The organism is Streptomyces sp. NPDC037013 (assembly GCF_055607265.1).
This window is the reverse complement of record NZ_JBVJRV010000009.1, coordinates 165,629-184,828: the sequence shown is the minus strand read 5'-3', so window position 1 is coordinate 184,828 and position 19,200 is coordinate 165,629. Positions and strand designations below refer to the sequence as shown.

Below are 19,200 nucleotides of genomic sequence, written 5' to 3'. Positions count from 1 at the left end.
GCGCTGTCAGCACCCGCCAGTAGGCTGTCCGACATGGCCGACCCTTCCAGCTACCGCCCCAAGCCGGGACAGATCCCCGACGCCCCGGGGGTCTACAAATTCCGCGACGAGCACCGCCGGGTGATCTACGTCGGGAAGGCCAAGAGCCTGCGCCAGCGCCTGGCCAGTTACTTCCAGGACCTGGCCGGGCTCCACCCGCGCACCCGCTCCATGGTCACCACGGCCGCCTCCGTCGAGTGGACCGTGGTCAACAACGAGGTCGAGGCGCTGCAGCTGGAGTACTCCTGGATCAAGGAGTTCGACCCCCGGTTCAACGTCAAGTACCGCGACGACAAGAGCTATCCGTACCTCGCGGTGACGATGAACGAGCAGTTCCCGCGCGTGCAGGTGATGCGCGGCCAGAAGAAGAAGGGCGTGCGCTACTTCGGCCCGTACGGCCACGCCTGGGCCATCCGCGACACGGTCGACCTCCTGCTGCGCGCCTTCCCCGTGCGCACCTGCTCCGCGGGCGTGTTCAAGAACGCCGCCCGCACCGGCCGCCCCTGCCTCCTCGGGTACATCGGCAAGTGCTCGGCGCCCTGCGTGGAGCGCGTCACCCCCGAGGTCCACCGTGAACTGGCCGAGGACTTCTGCGACTTCATGGCCGGCCGCACCGGCACCTACATCCGCCGCCTGGAGCGGCAGATGGCCGAGGCCGCCGAGGAGATGGAGTACGAGCGCGCGGCCCGCCTGCGGGACGACATCGAGGCGCTCAAGAAGGCGATGGCCAAGAGCGCCGTCGTCCTCGCCGACGCCACCGACGCCGACCTCATCGCCCTCGCCGAGGACGAGCTGGAGGCCGCCGTGCAGATCTTCCACGTCCGCGGCGGCCGCGTGCGCGGACAGCGCGGCTGGGTCACCGACAAGGTCGAGGCGGTCACCAGCGGCGACCTCGTCGAGCACGCCCTCCAGCAGCTGTACGGCGAGGAGAGCGGCGACGCCGTGCCCAAGGAGGTGCTCGTCCCCGCCCTGCCCGACCCGATAGAACCGGTCCAGGAGTGGCTGACCGAGCGCCGCGGCGCCAACGTCTCGCTGCGCATCCCGCAGCGCGGCGACAAGAAGGCCCTCATGGAGACCGTCGCGCGCAACGCCCAGCAGTCCCTCGTCCTGCACAAGACCAAGCGCGCCTCCGACCTCACCACCCGCTCCCGCGCCCTGGAGGAGATCGCCGCCGCCCTGGAACTGGACAGCGCCCCCCTGCGCGTCGAGTGCTACGACATCTCCCACCTCCAGGGCGACGACGTCGTGGCGTCGATGGTCGTCTTCGAGGACGGCCTCGCCCGCAAGAGCGAGTACCGCCGCTTCCAGATCAAGGGCTTCGAGGGCCAGGACGACGTCCGCTCCATGCACGAGGTGATCACCCGGCGCTTCAAGCGCTACCTCGCCGAGAAGGAGCGGACGGGGGAGTGGGTCGACGAGGAGACCGGCGAGGTCGCCGACCTCGGCCCGACCGAGGAGGACGGCCGCCCCAAGCGGTTCGCGTACCCGCCGCAGCTCGTCGTGGTGGACGGCGGCCGGCCGCAGGTCGCGGCGGCCAAGCGGGCCCTCGACGAGCTCGGCATCGACGACATCGCGGTCTGCGGCCTGGCCAAGCGGCTGGAGGAGGTCTGGGTCCCCGACGAGGACGACCCGGTGATCCTGCCGCGCACCAGCGAGGGGCTGTACCTCCTTCAGCGGGTACGTGACGAAGCCCACCGCTTCGCCATCGCCTACCAGCGCAACAAGCGCTCCAAGCGGTTCCGGGCGGGCCCGCTGGACGACGTGCCGGGCCTCGGGGAGGCGCGCAAGCAGACGCTGATCAAGCACTTCGGTTCGGTGAAGAAGCTGCGATCCGCGACAATCGACCAGATCTGCGAGGTGCCGGGCGTCGGCCGCAAGACGGCCGAGGCCATCGCCGTGGCCTTCGCCAGGGCGGCACCCGCCGCACCCGCCGTGAACACGGCGACCGGAGAGATCATGGAGGAAGAGGAGCCCGTGACCGCGGGCACCTCGGAGGAACGACGGGGGACAGAGACATGAGCGAGCACGACGAAGGTGGAGAGCAAGTGAGCGCGGGCACGCCCATCGAGACGCCAGGAGTCCCGGACGCCGCGATCCCCGAGCTGGTGATCATCTCCGGGATGTCCGGCGCGGGACGCAGCACCGCGGCCAAGTGTCTGGAGGACCTCGGCTGGTTCGTCGTCGACAACCTGCCGCCCGCGCTGATCCCCACCATGGTGGAGCTCGGCGCCCGCTCGCAGGGCAACGTCGCCCGCATCGCGGTCGTCGTCGACGTCCGCGGCCGGCGCTTCTTCGACAACCTCCGCGAGTCCCTCGCCGAGCTGGAGTCGAAGAACGTCACGCGCCGCATCGTCTTCCTGGAGTCCTCCGACGAGGCCCTGGTCCGCCGCTTCGAGTCGGTCCGCCGTCCGCACCCGCTGCAGGGCGACGGCCGCATCGTCGACGGCATCGCGGCCGAGCGCGACCTCCTGCGCGAGCTGCGCGGCGACGCCGACCTGGTCATCGACACCTCCAGCCTGAACGTGCACGAGCTGCGCGCCAAGATGGACGCCTCGTTCGCCGGCGAGGAGGAGCCCGAGCTGCGGGCCACCGTCATGTCCTTCGGCTTCAAGTACGGCCTGCCGGTCGACGCCGACCTCGTCGTGGACATGCGCTTCCTGCCCAACCCGCACTGGGTCCCCGAGCTGCGCCAGTACACCGGCCAGAACGAGGAGGTCGCGGCGTACGTCTTCAACCAGCCCGGCGCCAAGGAGTTCCTCGACCGGTACGCCGAGCTGCTCCAGCTCATCGCCGCGGGCTACCGCCGCGAGGGCAAGCGGTACGTGACGATCGCGGTCGGCTGCACGGGCGGCAAGCACCGCTCGGTGGCCATGTCGGAGAAGCTCGCGGCGCGCCTGGCGTCCGAGGGCGTGGAGACCGTCATCGTCCACCGGGACATGGGGCGCGAGTGAAATCCAGCCGCCGGACCGTCCGCCTGAGCCGACTGGGCCGCAAGCGGGGCACCCAGCCGAAGGTGGTCGCGCTCGGCGGGGGCATGGGCCTGTCCGCCTCGCTCGCCGCGCTGCGCCGCATCACCGGGGCCGGGGACCTCACCGCCGTCGTCACGGTCGCCGACGACGGCGGCTCCAGCGGCCGGCTCCGCGACGAGCTGGGCGTGCTGCCCCCCGGCGACCTGCGCAAGGCCCTCGCGGCGCTCTGCGGCGACGACGACTGGGGCCAGACCTGGTCCCGGGTCATCCAGCACCGCTTCCAGTCCAAGGGCGACCTGCACGAGCACGCCGTCGGCAATCTGCTCATCGTCGCCCTCTGGGAGCAGCTCGGCGACCACGTCCAGGCCCTGGACCTGGTCGGCCGGCTGCTCGGCGCGCAGGGCCGGGTGCTGCCCATGTCGGCGGTGCCCCTGGAGCTGCAGGCTCTGGTCAAGGGGCACGACCCGGAACGCCCGGACGACGTGGACACGGTCCGCGGTCAGGCCACGGTGGCCCTCACTCCGGGCGAGGTCCAGTCCGTGCACGTCGTCCCGCACGACCCGCCGGCCGTCCCCGAGGCGGTCGCCGCGGTCCTGGACGCGGACTGGGTGGTGCTCGGTCCCGGCTCGTGGTTCTCCTCGGTGATCCCGCACCTCCTCGTCCCGGAACTGCTCGACGCGCTCACCGAGACGAAGGCCCGCAAGGTCCTCTCGCTCAACCTCGCGCCGCAACCGGGAGAAACCGAAGGCTTCTCTCCGCAGCGTCATTTGGAGGTTTTGGCCCGACACGCCCCTAAACTCGCCCTGGACGTGGTGCTGGCCGACGAGGCCGCCGTGCCCGACCGTGAGTCACTCACCGATGCCGCCAAGCGGCTCGGCGCCACGGTCGAGCTGGCGCCGGTGGCCCGGCCCGACGGGACTCCGAGGCACGATCCGGAGCTCCTGGCAGCCGCGTACGACCGTATTTTTCGGATGCATGGAAGGATCGGCCCATGGCGATGACGGCAGCGGTGAAGGACGAGATCTCCCGGCTCCCCGTCACCCGGACCTGCTGCAGAAAAGCAGAGGTCTCGGCGATCCTGCGGTTCGCGGGCGGCCTTCACCTGGTGAGCGGCCGCATCGTGATCGAGGCGGAGCTGGACACCGCGATGGCGGCACGCCGCCTGAAGCGGGACATCCTGGAGATCTTCGGGCACAGCTCGGAGCTGATCGTGATGGCCCCCGGCGGCCTGCGGCGCGGTTCGCGTTACGTCGTACGGGTGGTCGCGGGCGGCGACCAGCTGGCCCGCCAGACGGGTCTCGTGGACGGCCGCGGCCGCCCCATCCGGGGCCTGCCGCCGCAGGTGGTCTCGGGGGCCACCTGCGACGCGGAGGCGGCCTGGCGCGGGGCCTTCCTCGCCCACGGCTCGCTCACCGAGCCCGGCCGCTCCTCCTCCCTGGAGGTGACCTGCCCGGGCCCGGAGGCCGCGCTCGCGCTGGTCGGCGCCGCGCGCAGGCTGCAGATCGCGAGCAAGGCGCGCGAGGTGCGCGGCGTGGACCGGGTCGTCGTGCGCGACGGCGACGCGATCGGCGCCCTGCTCACCCGCCTCGGCGCCCATGAGTCGGTGCTGGCCTGGGAGGAGCGGCGGATGCGCCGCGAGGTCCGCGCCACCGCCAACCGCCTGGCCAACTTCGACGACGCGAACCTGCGCCGCTCGGCCCGTGCCGCCGTCGCCGCGGGCGCCCGCGTGCAGCGCGCCCTGGAGATCCTCGGCGACGAGGTGCCCGAGCACCTCGCGGCCGCCGGACGGCTGCGCATGGAGCACAAGCAGGCCTCCCTGGAGGAGCTCGGCGCGCTCGCCGACCCGCCGCTGACCAAGGACGCCGTCGCGGGCCGTATCCGCCGGCTCCTCGCCATGGCCGACAAGCGGGCCCAGGACCTGGGCATTCCGGGTACGGAGTCCAATCTGACCGAGGAGCTCGCGGACAACATGGCGGTCTGACCCCGCCGCTCCCGTACGCCCCGCAAGCCGCTGGTGTCCCACCGGACACCGGCGGCTTTCGCATGCCCGCTCCGCCCGTCTTCACCCGCTGTATTGACATGATCATGCACCGTCACGAGCCTGGCATCCCGCACATCCGTGCCGGACCACTGCAAGGGGGGCTCATGAGACGAAGAGCGAGCGCGAGATCGGTTCTCGCGGCCGGGGCACTGCTCGTCGGCGGTCTCGCCGCCGCACCGCACGCCCAGGCCGGCGGGCCGGGCGGGACCCGGACGGCCGACGACCCGGCGACCATCCAGGTGTACCGGGCGGAGGTCACCAAGAAACAGATACCGATCCTGGTCGAGGCCGGTCAGGACGCCCACGAACTCGCCGGGCAGACGCCCGAGCACGGCAAGGGCCCCGTCGAGCTGTACCTGACCGCGGGCCAGGCCAAGGCGATCGAACGCCAGGGCATCGAGCTCAGCGAGCACAAGGTCTCCGCGGCCGCGCAGAAGCGGTTGAAGGCCGCGGGGGACGGCGTCTACCGGCCGTACAGCGGCAAGGGCGGTCTCAAGGAGGAGATCGTCAGGACCGGCCAGGCCCACCCCGACCTCACCAAGGTCGTCTCCATCGGCAAGACCCTCAAGGGCCAGGACATCCTCGCCCTGAAGCTGTCCAAGGGCGCACGGAAGACCAAGGACGGCGCCAAACCGGCCACGCTCTACCTGTCCAACCAGCACGCCCGCGAGTGGATCACCCCCGAGATGACCCGCCGCCTGATGCACCACTACCTGGACAACTACGGCAAGGACAAGCGCATCACCAAGCTGGTGAACTCCACCGAGCTGTGGTTCGTGCTCTCCGCCAACCCCGACGGCTACGACTACACGCACGCCGCCGACGGCAACCGCCAGTGGCGCAAGAACCTCCGCGACATCGACGGCGACGGCCGCATAGCCCCCGGCGACGGCGTCGACCTCAACCGCAACTTCACCTACAAGTGGGGCTACGACAACGAGGGCTCGTCCCCCGACCCCTCCAACGAGACGTACCGCGGCACCGGCCCCCTGTCCGAGCCGGAGACCGTGGCCCTCGACCGCTTCGAGAAGCGCATCGGGTTCACCTACGGCATCAACTACCACTCCGCGGCCGAACTGCTCCTCTACGGAGTGGGCTGGCAGGTCGCCACGCCGACCCCCGACGACGTCCTCTACAAGGCGCTGGCCGGCACCCCCGAGAAGTCCGCGATCCCCGGCTACCACCCGCAGGTCTCTTCCGAGCTCTACACCACCAACGGCGAAGCCGACGGCCACGCGGCCAACGTCAACGGCATGGCGATGTTCACCCCGGAGATGTCCACCTGCCAGACCGCGTCGAACATCGACCCCGACGACGCCTGGAAGCCCGAGGACTGCGCCTCCATCTTCACCTTCCCCGACGACGAGAAGCTGATCCAGCAGGAGTTCGCCAAGAACGTCCCATTCGCGCTCGCCGTCGCCGAGACCGCACTCCACCCCGACAAGCCGGTCTCCGTCACCGGCATCGACGCGCCGGACTTCACCCCCGACGCCTTTACCACCTCCTACGCGCGCGGAGGCGACCAGAAGGTCGCCGTCACCGCCCGCAGGTCGGTCCGCGACAAGGAGCTCAACTACCGCGTCAACGGCGGCCGCACGCACCACGAGAACCTGAAGGCATGGAAGGGCGGCGAGACCTACGGCGGCGACGACAACCTCTACTTCGACGAGTACCGCGCCGAGGTCGGCAACGCCCGTGTGGGTGACAAGGTCGAGGTGTGGTTCACCGGCCGCACGGCGAAGGGCCGCACCCAGAGCAAGCACTTCACGTACACCGTCGCCGAGCGCCCCAAGGCCGGCACGCTCGTCGTGGCCGAAGAGGGCACGAAGGCCACGCAGACCCAGAAGTACGTCGAGGCCCTGAAGGCCAACGGCCGCCCGGCCGCCGTCTGGGACGTGGCCGAACAGGGCGTCCCGCATCCCCTCGGCGTCCTGTCGCACTTCTCCGCCGTCGTCCACTACACCGGCGACCCGGTCCCCGGAGCGCCCACCCAACTCGCCCTGCGCGACTACCTCAACGAGGGCGGCAAGCTCATCGAGTCCGGCGAGCGCACCGGCGGCAACGTCGACCTCGGCGAGGCGCTCACCGACGACTTCGCCCAGTACTACCTGGGCGCCTACGAACGCATCTCCGCGCCCGGCGCCAACCGCTTCGCGGGCAGCGGCGCGCTCGACGGCGTCAGCACGCCGCTCGCCGCCGCCGACCCCAACCCGCTCGACAAGGCCGGCCGCTTCACCCTCACCTCCGACACTCTGCCGCCCCGGCAGTTCCCGCAGTTCAGGAGCGCGGCGGCGGGCTCCTACCCGGGCCTCGCCAACCCGTACGCACCCTTCGCGGGCCAGGGCATGGCCTCGGCCACCCACGCCGACCAGGACTACAAGCGCCTCACCCACACCATCGACCTGACCGGCGTCACGGCCGCCGACGCCCCGGAGCTGCGCCTGGCCCTCAACTGGAACCTGGAGACCGGTTACGACCACGGCCTCCTGGAGGCGCACACCACCGGCGCCGACGACTGGACCACCCTGCCGGACAAGAACGGCAACTCGTCCACCGCCGTCCCCGCCGAGTGCGCGGCCGGCTTCTTCGTGCACGGCCACCCCTTCCTGCGCCACTACCTCACCCTCGGCACGGACGCCTGCACGGCCTCCGGCACCAGCGGGGCGTGGAACAGCTTCACCGGGTCCTCCGGCGGCTGGAAGCCCGTCGCGTTCGACCTCAGCGCCTACGCGGGCAAGAAGATCGAGGTCTCCCTCAGCTCGGTCACCGACCCCTCCAGCGGCGGCCGCGGCCTCTTCGCGGACAACGCGCAGCTGGTCGTCGCCGGCACCGTCAGGGAGAGCGAGGGATTCGAGAGCTCGCTCGGCTCCTGGAGCGTCGCGCCGGCCCCGCCCGGCAGCCCCAATATCACAGGCGACTGGGCGCGCACCGGGGAGCTCTTCCGGTCCTACGCGGCGGTCACAGCGCGTGACAGCGTGCTGCTCGGCTTCGGGTTCGAACATGTCCCCGGAAAGGCCGAGAGGGCCGCTCTTATGGGCGCCTCCCTGGCACATCTGCGCAGCTGACAGTGCGTAATCGGGACCAAGGTCCCGGTGGCCCGTACCCCTACTGCGGGGTACGGGCCTTTGTGCCGCCCGCAGCCCCGCTCGATGTCACCTCAGAGGCTTCAGAGAGGTAGGGTCGGAGGCGGTCGGGGACATCCCATACAACTCGCCGGCGTCTAAAACCGGCGTACCAACGAGGAGATCGGTTTCGTGACGATCCGCGTAGGCATCAACGGCTTTGGCCGCATCGGTCGCAACTACTTCCGCGCGCTGCTCGAGCAGGGTGCGGACATCGAGATCGTGGCTGTCAACGACCTGGGTGACACCGCGACCACGGCCCACCTGCTGAAGTACGACACCATCCTGGGCCGCCTCAAGGCCGAGGTGTCGCACACCGAGGACACCATCACCGTCGACGGCAAGACCATCAAGGTCCTGTCCGAGCGCAACCCCGCCGACATCCCGTGGGGCGACCTGGGTGTCGACATCGTGATCGAGTCGACGGGCATCTTCACCAAGAAGGCCGACGCCGAGAAGCACATCACCGGTGGCGCGAAGAAGGTCCTCATCTCGGCTCCGGCCAAGGACGAGGACATCACCATCGTGATGGGCGTCAACCAGGACAAGTATGACGCGGCCAACCACCACGTCATCTCGAACGCCTCCTGCACCACCAACTGCGTGGCGCCGATGGCCAAGGTTCTCGACGAGAACTTCGGCATCGTCAAGGGCCTGATGACCACGGTCCACGCGTACACCAACGACCAGCGCATCCTGGACTTCCCGCACAAGGACCTGCGCCGCGCCCGCGCCGCCGCCGAGAACATCATCCCGACCACCACGGGCGCCGCCAAGGCCACCGCGCTGGTCCTGCCGCAGCTCAAGGGCAAGCTCGACGGCATCGCGATGCGCGTCCCGGTCCCGACCGGTTCGGCCACCGACCTGGTCGTCGAGGTCTCCCGCGAGGTCACCAAGGACGAGGTCAACGCCGCGTTCAAGAAGGCTGCCGACGACGGCGACCTGAAGGGCTACCTCTTCTACACCGAGGACCCGATCGTGTCGTCCGACATCGTCAGCGACCCGGCCTCCTGCACCTTCGACTCGTCCATGACGATGGTCCAGGACGGCAAGTCGGTGAAGATCCTCGGCTGGTACGACAACGAGTGGGGCTACTCCAACCGTCTCGTCGACCTCACCGTCTTCGTCGGCGGTCAGCTCTAACCACCAGAGCAGGCACCTAGATGTGAGCACAGGGTCCGGACCGCGCAACGTCGCGCGCTCCGGGCCCTGTTGTGCGTCAGCCCACCCAAGGAGTCCAGTTCATGAAGACGATCGACGAACTTCTCGCCGAAGGAGTCGACGGCAAGCGGGTCTTCGTCCGCGCCGACCTCAACGTGCCGCTCGCCGAGGGCACCATCACCGACGACGGCCGCATCCGCGCCGTCCTGCCCACCGTCAAGGCGCTCGCCGACGCGGGCGCCAAGGTGATCGTGGCCTCGCACCTGGGCCGCCCCAAGGGCACCCCGGACCCGGCCTTCTCGCTGCTGCCCGCCGCTGAGCGGCTCGGTGAACTCCTCGGCGCGTCCGTCGCGTTCGCGCAGGACACCGTGGGTGCCGCCGCGCACGACGCCGTCGACGGCCTGCAGCCCGGTCAGGTCGCCGTCATCGAGAACCTCCGCTTCAACGCGGGCGAGACCTCCAAGGACGACGCCGAGCGCGCCGGGTTCGCCGACCAGCTCGCCGCCCTCGCCGACGTCTACGTGGGCGACGGCTTCGGCGCGGTGCACCGCAAGCACGCCTCCGTCTTCGACCTCCCGGCCAAGCTGCCGCACTACGCCGGCTACCTCATCGCCACCGAGGTCGGCGTCCTGAAGAAGCTCACCGACGACGTCAAGCGGCCCTACGCCGTGGTCCTCGGCGGCGCCAAGGTCTCCGACAAGCTCGGTGTGATCGACCACCTCCTGGAGAAGGCCGACCGCATCCTCATCGGCGGCGGCATGGCCTACACCTTCCTCAAGGCCCAGGGCCACGAGGTCGGCATCTCCCTCCTCCAGGAGGACCAGATCCCGGCGGTGCAGGAGTACATGCGGCGCGCCGAGGCCAAGGGCGTCGAGTTCGTCCTGCCCGTCGACGTCCTGGTCTCCCCGGACTTCCCGGACCTGAAGACCAAGGCCCCTGCCAACCCCACCACGGTCGCCGCGGACGCCATCCCGGCCGACCAGGAGGGTCTCGACATCGGGCCCGAGACCCGTAAGCTCTACGCCTCGAAGCTCGCCGACGCGGCCACCATCTTCTGGAACGGCCCGATGGGCGTCTTCGAGCACCCGGACTACGCCGAGGGCACCAAGGCGGTCGCCCAGGCCCTCCTCGACTCCCCGGCCTTCACGGTCGTCGGCGGCGGCGACTCCGCCGCGGCCGTGCGCCAGCTGGGCTTCGACGAGAACGCATTCGGCCACATCTCGACCGGCGGCGGCGCCTCCCTCGAATACCTCGAGGGCAAGACGCTCCCCGGCCTCGCGGCACTGGAGAACTGAGACCTGATGACTACGCGCACCCCGCTGATGGCGGGCAACTGGAAGATGAACCTCAACCACCTCGAGGCCATCGCCCACGTCCAGAAGCTCGCCTTCGCCCTGGCCGACAAGGACTACGACGCCTGCGAGGTCGCCGTCCTGCCGCCCTTCACCGACCTGCGCTCGGTGCAGACCCTGGTCGACGGCGACAAGCTCAAGATCAAGTACGGCGCCCAGGACATCTCGGCGCACGACTCCGGCGCCTACACCGGCGAGATCTCCGGCCCGATGCTGGCCAAGCTGAAGTGCACGTACGTGGCCGTCGGCCACTCCGAGCGCCGCCAGTACCACGCCGAGACCGACCAGATCTGCAACGCCAAGGTGAAGGCCGCGTTCAAGCACGGCCTGACCCCGATCCTCTGCGTCGGCGAGGGCCTGGACATCCGCAAGGCCGGCCAGCAGGTCCAGTACACCCTGAACCAGCTCGACGGCGGCCTGAAGGACGTCCCGGCCGAGCAGGCCGAGACGATCGTCATCGCCTACGAGCCGGTCTGGGCCATCGGCACCGGCGAGGTCGCCACGCCCGAGGACGCGCAGGAGGTCTGCGGCGCGATCCGCCGCCGCCTCGCCGAGCTGTACTCGCCCGAGCTCGCCGAGAAGGTGCGCATCCAGTACGGCGGCTCCGTCAAGGCGAAGAACGTCGCCGACATCATGGCGCAGCCCGACGTCGACGGCGCCCTGGTCGGTGGCGCCGCGCTGGACTCGGACGAGTTCGTCAAGATCGTCCGGTTCCGCGACCAGTGAGTATGCGGTAGCGGCGATACGTCGTACCCTTGCGGGGGTCGGAGGCTGTCGAAAAGGCTGGCTTGAAAGCTCGCCCGTGAAAAGCCCCCGGCCCCCGCCGTCGATTTCAGATCCGAGGAAGTTGGTCCAGCCGTGGTTATGGGGTTCTCGATCGCCCTGATCGTCTTCAGCCTGCTGATGATGCTGCTGGTGCTGATGCACAAGGGCAAGGGCGGCGGTCTCTCCGACATGTTCGGCGGCGGCATGCAGTCGTCCGTCGGCGGCTCCTCCGTCGCGGAGCGAAATCTCGACCGCATCACGGTCGTGGTCGGTCTGCTGTGGTTCGCGTGCATTGTCGCGCTGGGTCTGCTGATGAAGGCGAACAACTAGCGCAAGGCACTGGTCGCTTGTCCGGTGCGCGCCCGCGTGCGCGGCTTATCATGGGGCTTGCGTCCGGGGGTGGGGTGTAACTCCCAACACTGGACGCGCGTTGGGCCTTACGTAAACTGAGGCGCCCGCAGCAGCACCATCACGCAGGGAGTTACGACCGTGGCAAGTGGCAACGCGATCCGAGGAAGTCGGGTCGGGGCGGGGCCGATGGGCGAGGCCGAGCGCGGTGAGTCCGCGCCGCGACTGCGCATCTCCTTCTGGTGCTCCAACGGGCACGAGACGCAGCCGAGCTTCGCCAGCGACGCGCAGGTCCCCGATACGTGGGACTGTCCCCGCTGCGGCTTTCCGGCAGGTCAGGACCGGGACAACCCGCCGGACCCGCCGCGCACCGAGCCGTACAAGACGCACCTTGCGTATGTGCGCGAGCGGCGCAGCGACGCCGACGGCGAGGCCATCCTCGCGGAAGCGCTCGCCAAACTGCGGGGCGAGATCTAGTACTTGAGAGCCGGCCGGACACCGAGAGGTGTCCGGCCGGTTTCTTTCTCCCGGCACGTGTGCGGACAGACAGTTTCAGACATCTCATACCGCTCTCTGATCGATTAGGTTGGAGAGTGCAGCGGGGCAATACACGTACGCCGGTACGAGAGAAGGCTGAAGTCCGAGATGAATGCAGAAAGCCGCGCCAGGCTCAATCAGACGCCCGAGTGGACGGCACTCACCAAGCACCGCGAACAGCTCGGGGAGGTGCAGCTGCGCGATCTGTTCGCCGCGGATCCGGCGCGCGGTACGGCGTACACCCTTCAGGTCGGTGACCTGCACATCGACTACTCCAAGCACCTCGTCACCGAGGAGACGCTGCGGCTGCTGCGCGAGCTCGCCGCCGCCAGTGACGTCTTCGGCCTGCGGGACGCGATGTTCCGCGGCGAGAAGATCAACACGACGGAGGACCGCGCGGTCCTGCACACGGCGCTGCGCGCCCCGCGCGACGCCGTCATCGAGGTCGACGGCGAGAACGTGGTGCCGGCCGTGCACGCCGTCCTCGACAAGATGGGCGCCTTCTCCGAGAAGGTGCGCTCCGGCGAGTGGACCGGTCACACCGGCAAGCGCATCAGGAACGTCGTCAACATCGGCATCGGCGGCTCCGACCTCGGTCCGGCGATGGCGTACGAGGTGCTCCGCTCCTTCACCGACCGCGAGCTCACCGTCCGCTTCGTGTCGAACGTGGACGGCGCGGACCTGCACGAGGCCGTGCGGGACCTGGACGCCGCCGAGACGCTGTTCATCATCGCCTCGAAGACCTTCACCACCATCGAGACCATCACGAACGCCACGTCGGCGCGCGACTGGCTGCTCACCGAGCTGAAGGCCGGTCAGGACGCCGTCGCCAAGCACTTCGTGGCCCTGTCGACCAACGCCGAGAAGGTCTCGGAGTTCGGCATCGACACGGCCAACATGTTCGAGTTCTGGGACTGGGTCGGCGGCCGCTACTCCTACGACTCGGCGATCGGCCTCTCCCTGATGATCGCCATCGGGCCGGACCGCTTCCGCGAGATGCTCGACGGCTTCCACCTCGTCGACGAGCACTTCCGCACCGCGCCCGCCGAGTCCAACGTCCCGCTCCTGATGGGGCTCCTCGGCATCTGGTACGGCAACTTCCACGACGCGCAGTCGCACGCCGTCCTGCCGTACTCGCACTACCTCTCCAAGTTCACCGCGTACCTCCAGCAGCTGGACATGGAGTCCAACGGCAAGTACGTCGACCGGAACGGCGAGGAGGTCGACTGGCAGACGGGCCCGGTCGTCTGGGGCACGCCGGGCACCAACGGCCAGCACGCCTACTACCAACTCATCCACCAGGGCACGAAGTTGATCCCGGCGGACTTCATCGGCTTCGCCCGTCCCGTCGCCGACCTGCTGCCCGGCCTGATCGCCCAGCACGACCTGCTGATGGCCAACTTCTTCGCGCAGACGCAGGCGCTGGCGTTCGGCAAGACGCCCGACGAGGTCCGCGCCGAGGGCGTCCCCGAGGAGCTCGTCCCGCACAAGACGTTCAAGGGCAACCACCCGACGACGACGATCCTCGCCAAGGAGCTGACCCCCTCCGTCCTCGGTCAGCTCGTCGCGCTCTACGAGCACAAGGTCTTCGTCCAGGGCGCCGTGTGGAACATCGACTCCTTCGACCAGTGGGGCGTCGAGCTCGGCAAGGTCCTCGCCAAGCGCGTCGAGCCCGCGCTGACCGAGGGCGCCGAGGTGCCCGACCTGGACGGCTCCACCACGGCGCTGGTCGCCAAGTACCGGGACCTGCGCGGGCGTTGAGTCCCGCCGGGCGTTAATCGGATGCGGGCGCCCCGCCCGGCGGGTGACACTGCTTCGGCTCTGTCATCCGCCGGGAGGGACCCCGTCATGGACCAGCTGCTCGCCGCGCTCGCCGACCCCGAGAGACTGAGGCTGTACGCACGCATAGTCCTTGCCGACCTGCCGGCGCACGAGGCCGACGGCGCCGCCGCCCGCAAACACCTGGGGCGCCTGCTCGCCACCGGACTCGTGGAGCGGCTGCCCGACGGCTCGCTGCGGGCCGACCCGGCCGTCTTCCGGCGGGCCCCCGACCCCGTAGACGCCCACGCCCACCCCACGGTGCCGCGCCGGCTCACCGGCTTCTTCGCGCACGGCCGCCTCACCGCCATCCCGGTACGGCCCGTCGTGCGCCACGAACTCCTCGTCCACCTCACGGACACCCTCTTCGACACCGGCCGCGTCTACAGCGAGCGCGAGGTCAACGACGCGTTCGGCACCGTCCACGACGACACGGCCGCGCTGCGGCGGTACTGCGTCTCGGACGGCCTCCTCGTCCGCGAGCAGGACGGCAGCAGCTACCGGCGCGTCCTCGTCGACGCCTGAGGGCCCCCGCACCGACCTGGTGCGAGGGCCCTCGGCCATGACGACGTGCGACGGCTACGCCACGGCCGGCGGATACAGCTCCGGAGGGAGCTGCGAGGCCGCCGCGGCGTCCAGCAGCCACAGCGTGCGCGACCGGCCGTAGGCGCCGGCCGCGGGGGCCTGCACCTCGCCGGCGCCGGACAGGGCGATGGCCGCGGCCCGCGCCTTGTCCTCGCCGGCCGCGAGCAGCCACACCTCGCGGGCCGCCCGGATCGCCGGGAGGGTGAGCGAGATGCGGGTGGGCGGCGGCTTCGGCGCGCCGTGCACGCCGACCACCGGGCGCACCGTCTCGCGCACCGCGGGCAGCTCCGGGAAGAGCGACGCGATGTGCGTGTCGGGGCCGACGCCGAGCATCAGGACGTCGAAGGTCGGCACGGGGCCGTGGTCCTCCGGGCCCGCGGCCGCGGTGAGCTCGGCGGCGTAGATCTCCGCCGCCGCGTCCACCTCGTAGGCGCCGTCCGACGCGGGCATCGGGTGCACCCGGGCCGGGTTGAGGGGCACCGAGTCGAGCAGCGCCTCCTTGGCCTGGGTGTAGTTGCGCTCCGGATCGCCGTCGGGCAGGAAGCGCTCGTCGCCCCACCACAGGTCCAGGCGCGACCAGTCGACCGCGTCCCGGGCGGGGGAGGCGCCGAGCGCCTTCAGCACGCCGTTGCCGTTGCGGCCGCCGGTGAGGACCACCGACGCGGAGCCGCGGGCGGCCTGCGCGTCGACGATCTTCGTGATGAGGCGGGCCGCCGCGGCCTGCGCCATCAGGTCCTTGTCGCGGTGGACGACGAGCTGCGGGGCCGCGCTCACTTCGCCGCCGCCTTCTTGGCGGGCGCCTTCTTCGCCGGCGCCTTCTTCGGCTCGGGATCCGTGGCGGCCTCCCTGCCCTGCGACGCCGTCTCCGTCACCGGCTCGGACGGCTGGCCCAGCCGCTCCACGCCGTACTTCAGCGCGGAGGCGTAGGTGTCGTCCGGGTCAAGGCGGCGCAGCTCCTCGGCGATCAGCTCGGCCGTCTCGCGGCGCTTGAGCGCCACCGCGCGGTCGGGCTGGCCCTCGATGGAGAGCGTGGCGAGCGAGCCGTCGGCGCGGTCCAGCACGATGGGACCGCAGTCGGTCTCCATGCGGACGCCGGTCAGACCCGGGCCGGCCGACAGGGCGCGCTTGACGGGGACGTCGAGCCGGTCCGCGAGCCACATGGCCAGCAGCTCGCAGCTCGGGTTGAACTCCTCGCCGTCCACCTGCACCGAGGTGACCTTGCACGTGACCTGGTCCAGGGCCGCGGCGAGCATGGAGCGCCACGGGGTGATGCGGGTCCAGGAGAGGTCCGTGTCACCGGGGTGGTAGGCCTCGGCGCGCGCGGTCAGCTCGTGGATCGGGTCCTCGGCCGCGTAGGTGTCCGTGACGCGGCGCTGGGCCAGGGTGCCCAGCGGGTCGTTGGCCGGGTCCAGCGGGGCGTTCACCGGCCACCAGACGACCACGGGGGCGTCGGGCAGCAGCAGCGGCAGCACGACCGACTGGGCGTGGTCGATGACCTCGCCGTACAGCCGCAGGACCACCGTCTCACCGGTGCCGGCCTCGACGCCGACCCGCACCTCGGCGTCGAGCCGCGAGGTGGTGCGGTCACGGGGCGAGCGCGCGGCCCGCTTGATGACCACGAGGGTGCGCGAGGGGTGCTCGCGGGACGCGTCGTTGGCGGCCTTCAGGGCGTCGTAGGCGTTCTCCTCGTCGGTGACGATGACGAGGGTGAGCACCATGCCGACGGCCGGGGTGCCGATGGCCCTGCGGCCCTGCACGAGCGCCTTGTTGATCTTGCTGGACGTGGTGTCCGTAAGGTCGATCTTCATGGCCGACGCCAGCTCCGTCCGTCTCGTGCGAGCATTTCGTCCGCCTCGGTCGGGCCCCAGGTGCCTGCCGGGTACTGCGCGGGCTTGCCGTGCTTGTCCCAGTACTCCTCGATCGGGTCGAGGATCTTCCAGGAGAGCTCGACCTCCTCCGTGCGCGGGAAGAGGTTGGCGTCGCCGAGCAGGACGTCCAGGATGAGCCGCTCGTACGCCTCCGGGCTGGACTCGGTGAAGGACTCGCCGTACGCGAAGTCCATCGACACGTCCCGGATCTCCATGGAGGTGCCGGGCACCTTGGAGCCGAACCGGACCGTGATGCCCTCGTCGGGCTGGACGCGGATGACGATCGCGTTCTGCCCGAGCTCCTCGGTCGCCGTGTGGTCGAACGGGGAGTGGGGCGCGCGCTGGAAGACCACCGCGATCTCGGTGACGCGGCGGCCGAGGCGCTTGCCGGTGCGCAGGTAGAAGGGGACGCCCGCCCAGCGGCGGTTGTCCACCTCCAGCTTGACGGCCGCGTAGGTGTCGGTCTTCGACTTGGCGTCGATGCCCTCTTCCTGGAGGTAGCCGACGGCCTTCTCGCCGCCCTGCCAGCCGGCGGAGTACTGCCCGCGGACCGTGTTCCTGCCGAGGTCCTTGGGCAGCCGGACGGCGCCGAGAACCTTCGCCTTCTCGGCGACGAGCGCGTTGGCGTCGAAGGAGGCGGGCTCCTCCATCGCGGTCAGCGCCATCAGCTGGAGCAGGTGGTTCTGGATGACGTCGCGGGCGGCGCCGATGCCGTCGTAGTAGCCGGCGCGGCCGCCGATGCCGATGTCCTCGGCCATGGTGATCTGGACGTGGTCGACGTAGGACCGGTTCCAGATCGGCTCGAACATCTGGTTGGCGAAGCGGAGCGCCAGAATGTTCTGGACGGTCTCCTTGCCGAGGTAGTGGTCGATCCGGAAGACCTGGTCCGGGGCGAACACCTCGTGCACGATCGCGTTCAGCTCGCGGGCCGAGGCGAGGTCGTGGCCGAACGGCTTCTCGATGACCGCGCGGCGCCAGGCGCCCTTCGGGGCGTCGGCCAGCTCGTGCTTCTTGAGCTGCTGCACCACCTGCGGGAAGAACTTCGGCGGCACGGAGAGGTAGAACGCGAAATTGCCGCCGGTGCCCTGCGCCTTGTCCAGCTCCTGGATGGTGGCCTTGAGCTGCTCGAAGGCGTCGTCGTCGTCGAAGTTGCCCTGGACGAAGCGCATGCCCTGGATGAGCTGCTGCCAGACCTCCTCGCGGAACGGGGTCCGCGAGTGCTGCTTGACCGCGTCGTGGACGACCTGGGCGAAGTCCTCGTCCTCCCAGTCGCGGCGCGCGAAGCCGATGAGCGAGAAGCCCGGCGGCAGGAGACCCCGGTTGGCGAGGTCGTAGACGGCGGGCATCAACTTTTTACGGGACAAATCGCCCGTGACGCCGAAAATGACCAGACCCGACGGCCCCGCGATACGCGGGAGCCGTCGGTCTGCGGCGTCACGCAGCGGATTGCTGCTTGACAAAGTGGTCAGCCCTTCGCAGGAGCGAGGCGCTTGAGCTCGGCCTCGGTCGACTTGAGCAGGTCGTTCCAGGACGCCTCGAACTTCTCGACGCCCTCGTCCTCCAGGAGCTGCACGACCTCGTCGTACGAGATGCCGAGCTTCTCCACGGCGGCGATCTCGGCACGAGCCTGGTCGTACGTGCCCGCGATGGTGTTGCCGGTGATCGAACCGTGGTCGGCGGTGGCCTCCAGGGTCGCCTCCGGCATGGTGTTCACCGTGTTGGGCGCGACGAGCTCGTCGACGTACAGGGTGTCCTTGTACGCCGGGTCCTTGACGCCGGTCGAGGCCCACAGCGGACGCTGCTTGTTGGCCTGCGCCTTGTCGAGGGCGGCCCAGCGGTCGGAGGAGAAGACCTCCTCGTACGCCTCGTACGCGAGGCGGGCGTTGGCGAGCGCGGCCTTGCCCTTGAGGGACTTGGCCTCGTCCGTGCCGATGCCGTCGAGCCGCTTGTCGATCTCGGTGTCCACCCGGGAGACGAAGAAGGACGCCACGGAGTGGATCTTCGAGAGGTCCAGGCCGCGCTCCTTGGCCTTCTCCAGGCCCGCGAGGTACGCGTCCATGACCATGCGGTAGCGCTCGAGCGAGAAGATCAGCGTGACGTTGACGCTGATGCCGAGGCCGATGACCTCGGTGATCGCCGGGATGCCCGCCTCGGTGGCCGGGATCTTGATGAGCGCGTTCGGCCGGTCGACCAGCCACGCGAGCTGCTTGGCCTCGGCGGTCGTCGCCTTGGTGTTGTGCGCCAGGCGCGGGTCGACCTCGATGGACACCCGGCCGTCCTGGCCGCCCGTCGCGTCGAAGACCGGGCGCAGGATGTCGGCGGCGTCACGGACGTCCGCCGTCGTGATCATGCGGATGGCCTCTTCGACGGTGACCTCGCGGGCCGCCAGGTCGGAGAGCTGCTGGTCGTAACCGTCGCCCTGCGAGATGGCCTTCTGGAAGATCGACGGGTTGGTCGTGACGCCCACGACGTGCTGCTGGTCGATCAGTTCGGCGAGGTTGCCGGACGTGATCCGCTTGCGCGACAGGTCGTCCAGCCAGATCGCGACGCCTTCTTCGGAAAGGCGCTTGAGTGCGTCTGTCATGGAATTACATC

16 protein-coding genes are annotated in these 19,200 nt (G+C 70.0%); 12 read left to right on the top strand and 4 right to left on the bottom strand.

What is annotated here, in order from left to right; all coding sequences use genetic code 11:
• The first annotated feature begins 33 nt into the window (after nt 1–33).
• From uvrC to ACZ7DY_RS31375, 12 genes are all read left to right on the top strand, one after another.
• Entirely contained in the window at nt 34–2,058 is a 2,025-nt protein-coding gene (uvrC, locus tag ACZ7DY_RS31430) for an excinuclease ABC subunit UvrC (protein ID WP_471141343.1), read from the top strand.
• The gene (rapZ, locus tag ACZ7DY_RS31425) at nt 2,055–2,990 is read left to right on the top strand and encodes an RNase adapter RapZ (protein WP_471141340.1); all 936 of its coding nucleotides are present in this window, start codon (nt 2,055–2,057) and stop codon (nt 2,988–2,990) included. The genes uvrC and rapZ overlap by 4 nt, the downstream gene beginning before the upstream one ends.
• Nucleotides 2,987–4,009 carry a gluconeogenesis factor YvcK family protein gene (locus tag ACZ7DY_RS31420; protein WP_471141338.1) on the top strand — a complete coding sequence of 341 codons (1,023 nt, stop codon included), beginning with the start codon at nt 2,987–2,989 and terminating at the stop codon, nt 4,007–4,009. Before rapZ ends, ACZ7DY_RS31420 begins: the two co-directional genes overlap by 4 nt.
• The gene (gene whiA / locus ACZ7DY_RS31415) at nt 4,000–4,989 is read left to right on the top strand and encodes a DNA-binding protein WhiA (protein ID WP_125512081.1); all 990 of its coding nucleotides are present in this window, start codon (nt 4,000–4,002) and stop codon (nt 4,987–4,989) included. Before ACZ7DY_RS31420 ends, whiA begins: the two co-directional genes overlap by 10 nt.
• Before the next feature lie 164 nt (nt 4,990–5,153).
• Nucleotides 5,154–8,114, top strand: coding sequence for a M14 family metallopeptidase (locus ACZ7DY_RS31410; protein ID WP_471141336.1), 2,961 nt, complete (start codon nt 5,154–5,156; stop codon nt 8,112–8,114).
• 189 nt (nt 8,115–8,303) lie between these two features.
• A complete protein-coding gene (gap, locus tag ACZ7DY_RS31405) occupies nt 8,304–9,314 on the top strand; it encodes a type I glyceraldehyde-3-phosphate dehydrogenase (RefSeq protein ID WP_471141333.1) in 1,011 nt (336 codons plus the stop codon).
• 101 nt (nt 9,315–9,415) lie between these two features.
• Nucleotides 9,416–10,627 carry a phosphoglycerate kinase gene (locus ACZ7DY_RS31400; protein ID WP_471141331.1) on the top strand — a complete coding sequence of 404 codons (1,212 nt, stop codon included), beginning with the start codon at nt 9,416–9,418 and terminating at the stop codon, nt 10,625–10,627.
• Nucleotides 10,628–10,633: 6 nt separating this feature from the next.
• Nucleotides 10,634–11,410, top strand: coding sequence for a triose-phosphate isomerase (gene tpiA / locus ACZ7DY_RS31395; protein WP_471141328.1), 777 nt, complete (start codon nt 10,634–10,636; stop codon nt 11,408–11,410).
• Between the two features lie 138 nt (nt 11,411–11,548).
• Nucleotides 11,549–11,779, top strand: coding sequence for a preprotein translocase subunit SecG (secG, locus tag ACZ7DY_RS31390; RefSeq protein WP_055702100.1), 231 nt, complete (start codon nt 11,549–11,551; stop codon nt 11,777–11,779).
• Nucleotides 11,780–11,938: 159 nt separating this feature from the next.
• Nucleotides 11,939–12,274, top strand: coding sequence for an RNA polymerase-binding protein RbpA (locus ACZ7DY_RS31385; RefSeq protein WP_003957010.1), 336 nt, complete (start codon nt 11,939–11,941; stop codon nt 12,272–12,274).
• A 168-nt stretch (nt 12,275–12,442) separates the two neighbouring features.
• Complete coding sequence (gene pgi / locus ACZ7DY_RS31380) at nt 12,443–14,095, top strand: glucose-6-phosphate isomerase (protein ID WP_471141326.1); 1,653 nt, start codon at nt 12,443–12,445, stop codon at nt 14,093–14,095.
• Between the two features lie 87 nt (nt 14,096–14,182).
• A complete protein-coding gene (locus ACZ7DY_RS31375) occupies nt 14,183–14,677 on the top strand; it encodes a DUF2087 domain-containing protein (RefSeq protein ID WP_471141324.1) in 495 nt (164 codons plus the stop codon).
• Nucleotides 14,678–14,731: 54 nt separating this feature from the next.
• On the opposite strand, the gene pgl is transcribed toward ACZ7DY_RS31375, so the two are convergent.
• The 4 genes from pgl to tal are packed head-to-tail and all read right to left on the bottom strand — an operon-like array spanning nt 14,732 to nt 19,189.
• Nucleotides 14,732–15,511, bottom strand: coding sequence for a 6-phosphogluconolactonase (gene pgl / locus ACZ7DY_RS31370; protein ID WP_471141322.1), 780 nt, complete (start codon nt 15,509–15,511; stop codon nt 14,732–14,734).
• On the bottom strand, nt 15,508–16,545 hold the full coding sequence (opcA, locus tag ACZ7DY_RS31365; protein ID WP_471141319.1) for a glucose-6-phosphate dehydrogenase assembly protein OpcA: 1,038 nt from the start codon (nt 16,543–16,545) through the stop codon (nt 15,508–15,510). The genes pgl and opcA overlap by 4 nt, the downstream gene beginning before the upstream one ends.
• A complete protein-coding gene (gene zwf / locus ACZ7DY_RS31360; RefSeq protein ID WP_471141920.1) occupies nt 16,542–18,074 on the bottom strand; it encodes a glucose-6-phosphate dehydrogenase in 1,533 nt (510 codons plus the stop codon). Before zwf ends, opcA begins: the two co-directional genes overlap by 4 nt.
• Nucleotides 18,071–19,189, bottom strand: a complete 1,119-nt coding sequence (gene tal / locus ACZ7DY_RS31355) for a transaldolase (RefSeq protein ID WP_471141316.1) — start codon at nt 19,187–19,189, stop codon at nt 18,071–18,073. The genes zwf and tal overlap by 4 nt, the downstream gene beginning before the upstream one ends.
• Nucleotides 19,190–19,200 lie beyond the last annotated feature (11 nt).

Bases quoted from the DNA above. Each gene is read 5' to 3' on its own strand.
- rapZ (WP_471141340.1), top strand. From the start codon at position 2,055: ATGAGCGAGCACGACGAAGGTGGAGAGCAAGTGAGCGCGGGCACGCCC.
- ACZ7DY_RS31400 (WP_471141331.1), top strand. From the start codon at position 9,416: ATGAAGACGATCGACGAACTTCTCGCCGAAGGAGTCGACGGCAAGCGG.
- secG (WP_055702100.1), top strand. From the start codon at position 11,549: ATGGGGTTCTCGATCGCCCTGATCGTCTTCAGCCTGCTGATGATGCTG.
- ACZ7DY_RS31410 (WP_471141336.1), top strand. From the start codon at position 5,154: ATGAGACGAAGAGCGAGCGCGAGATCGGTTCTCGCGGCCGGGGCACTG.
- uvrC (WP_471141343.1), top strand. From the start codon at position 34: ATGGCCGACCCTTCCAGCTACCGCCCCAAGCCGGGACAGATCCCCGAC.
- pgi (WP_471141326.1), top strand. From the start codon at position 12,443: ATGAATGCAGAAAGCCGCGCCAGGCTCAATCAGACGCCCGAGTGGACG.
- opcA (WP_471141319.1), bottom strand. From the start codon at position 16,545: ATGAAGATCGACCTTACGGACACCACGTCCAGCAAGATCAACAAGGCG.
- whiA (WP_125512081.1), top strand. From the start codon at position 4,000: ATGGCGATGACGGCAGCGGTGAAGGACGAGATCTCCCGGCTCCCCGTC.
- tal (WP_471141316.1), bottom strand. From the start codon at position 19,189: ATGACAGACGCACTCAAGCGCCTTTCCGAAGAAGGCGTCGCGATCTGG.
- tpiA (WP_471141328.1), top strand. From the start codon at position 10,634: ATGACTACGCGCACCCCGCTGATGGCGGGCAACTGGAAGATGAACCTC.
- ACZ7DY_RS31375 (WP_471141324.1), top strand. From the start codon at position 14,183: ATGGACCAGCTGCTCGCCGCGCTCGCCGACCCCGAGAGACTGAGGCTG.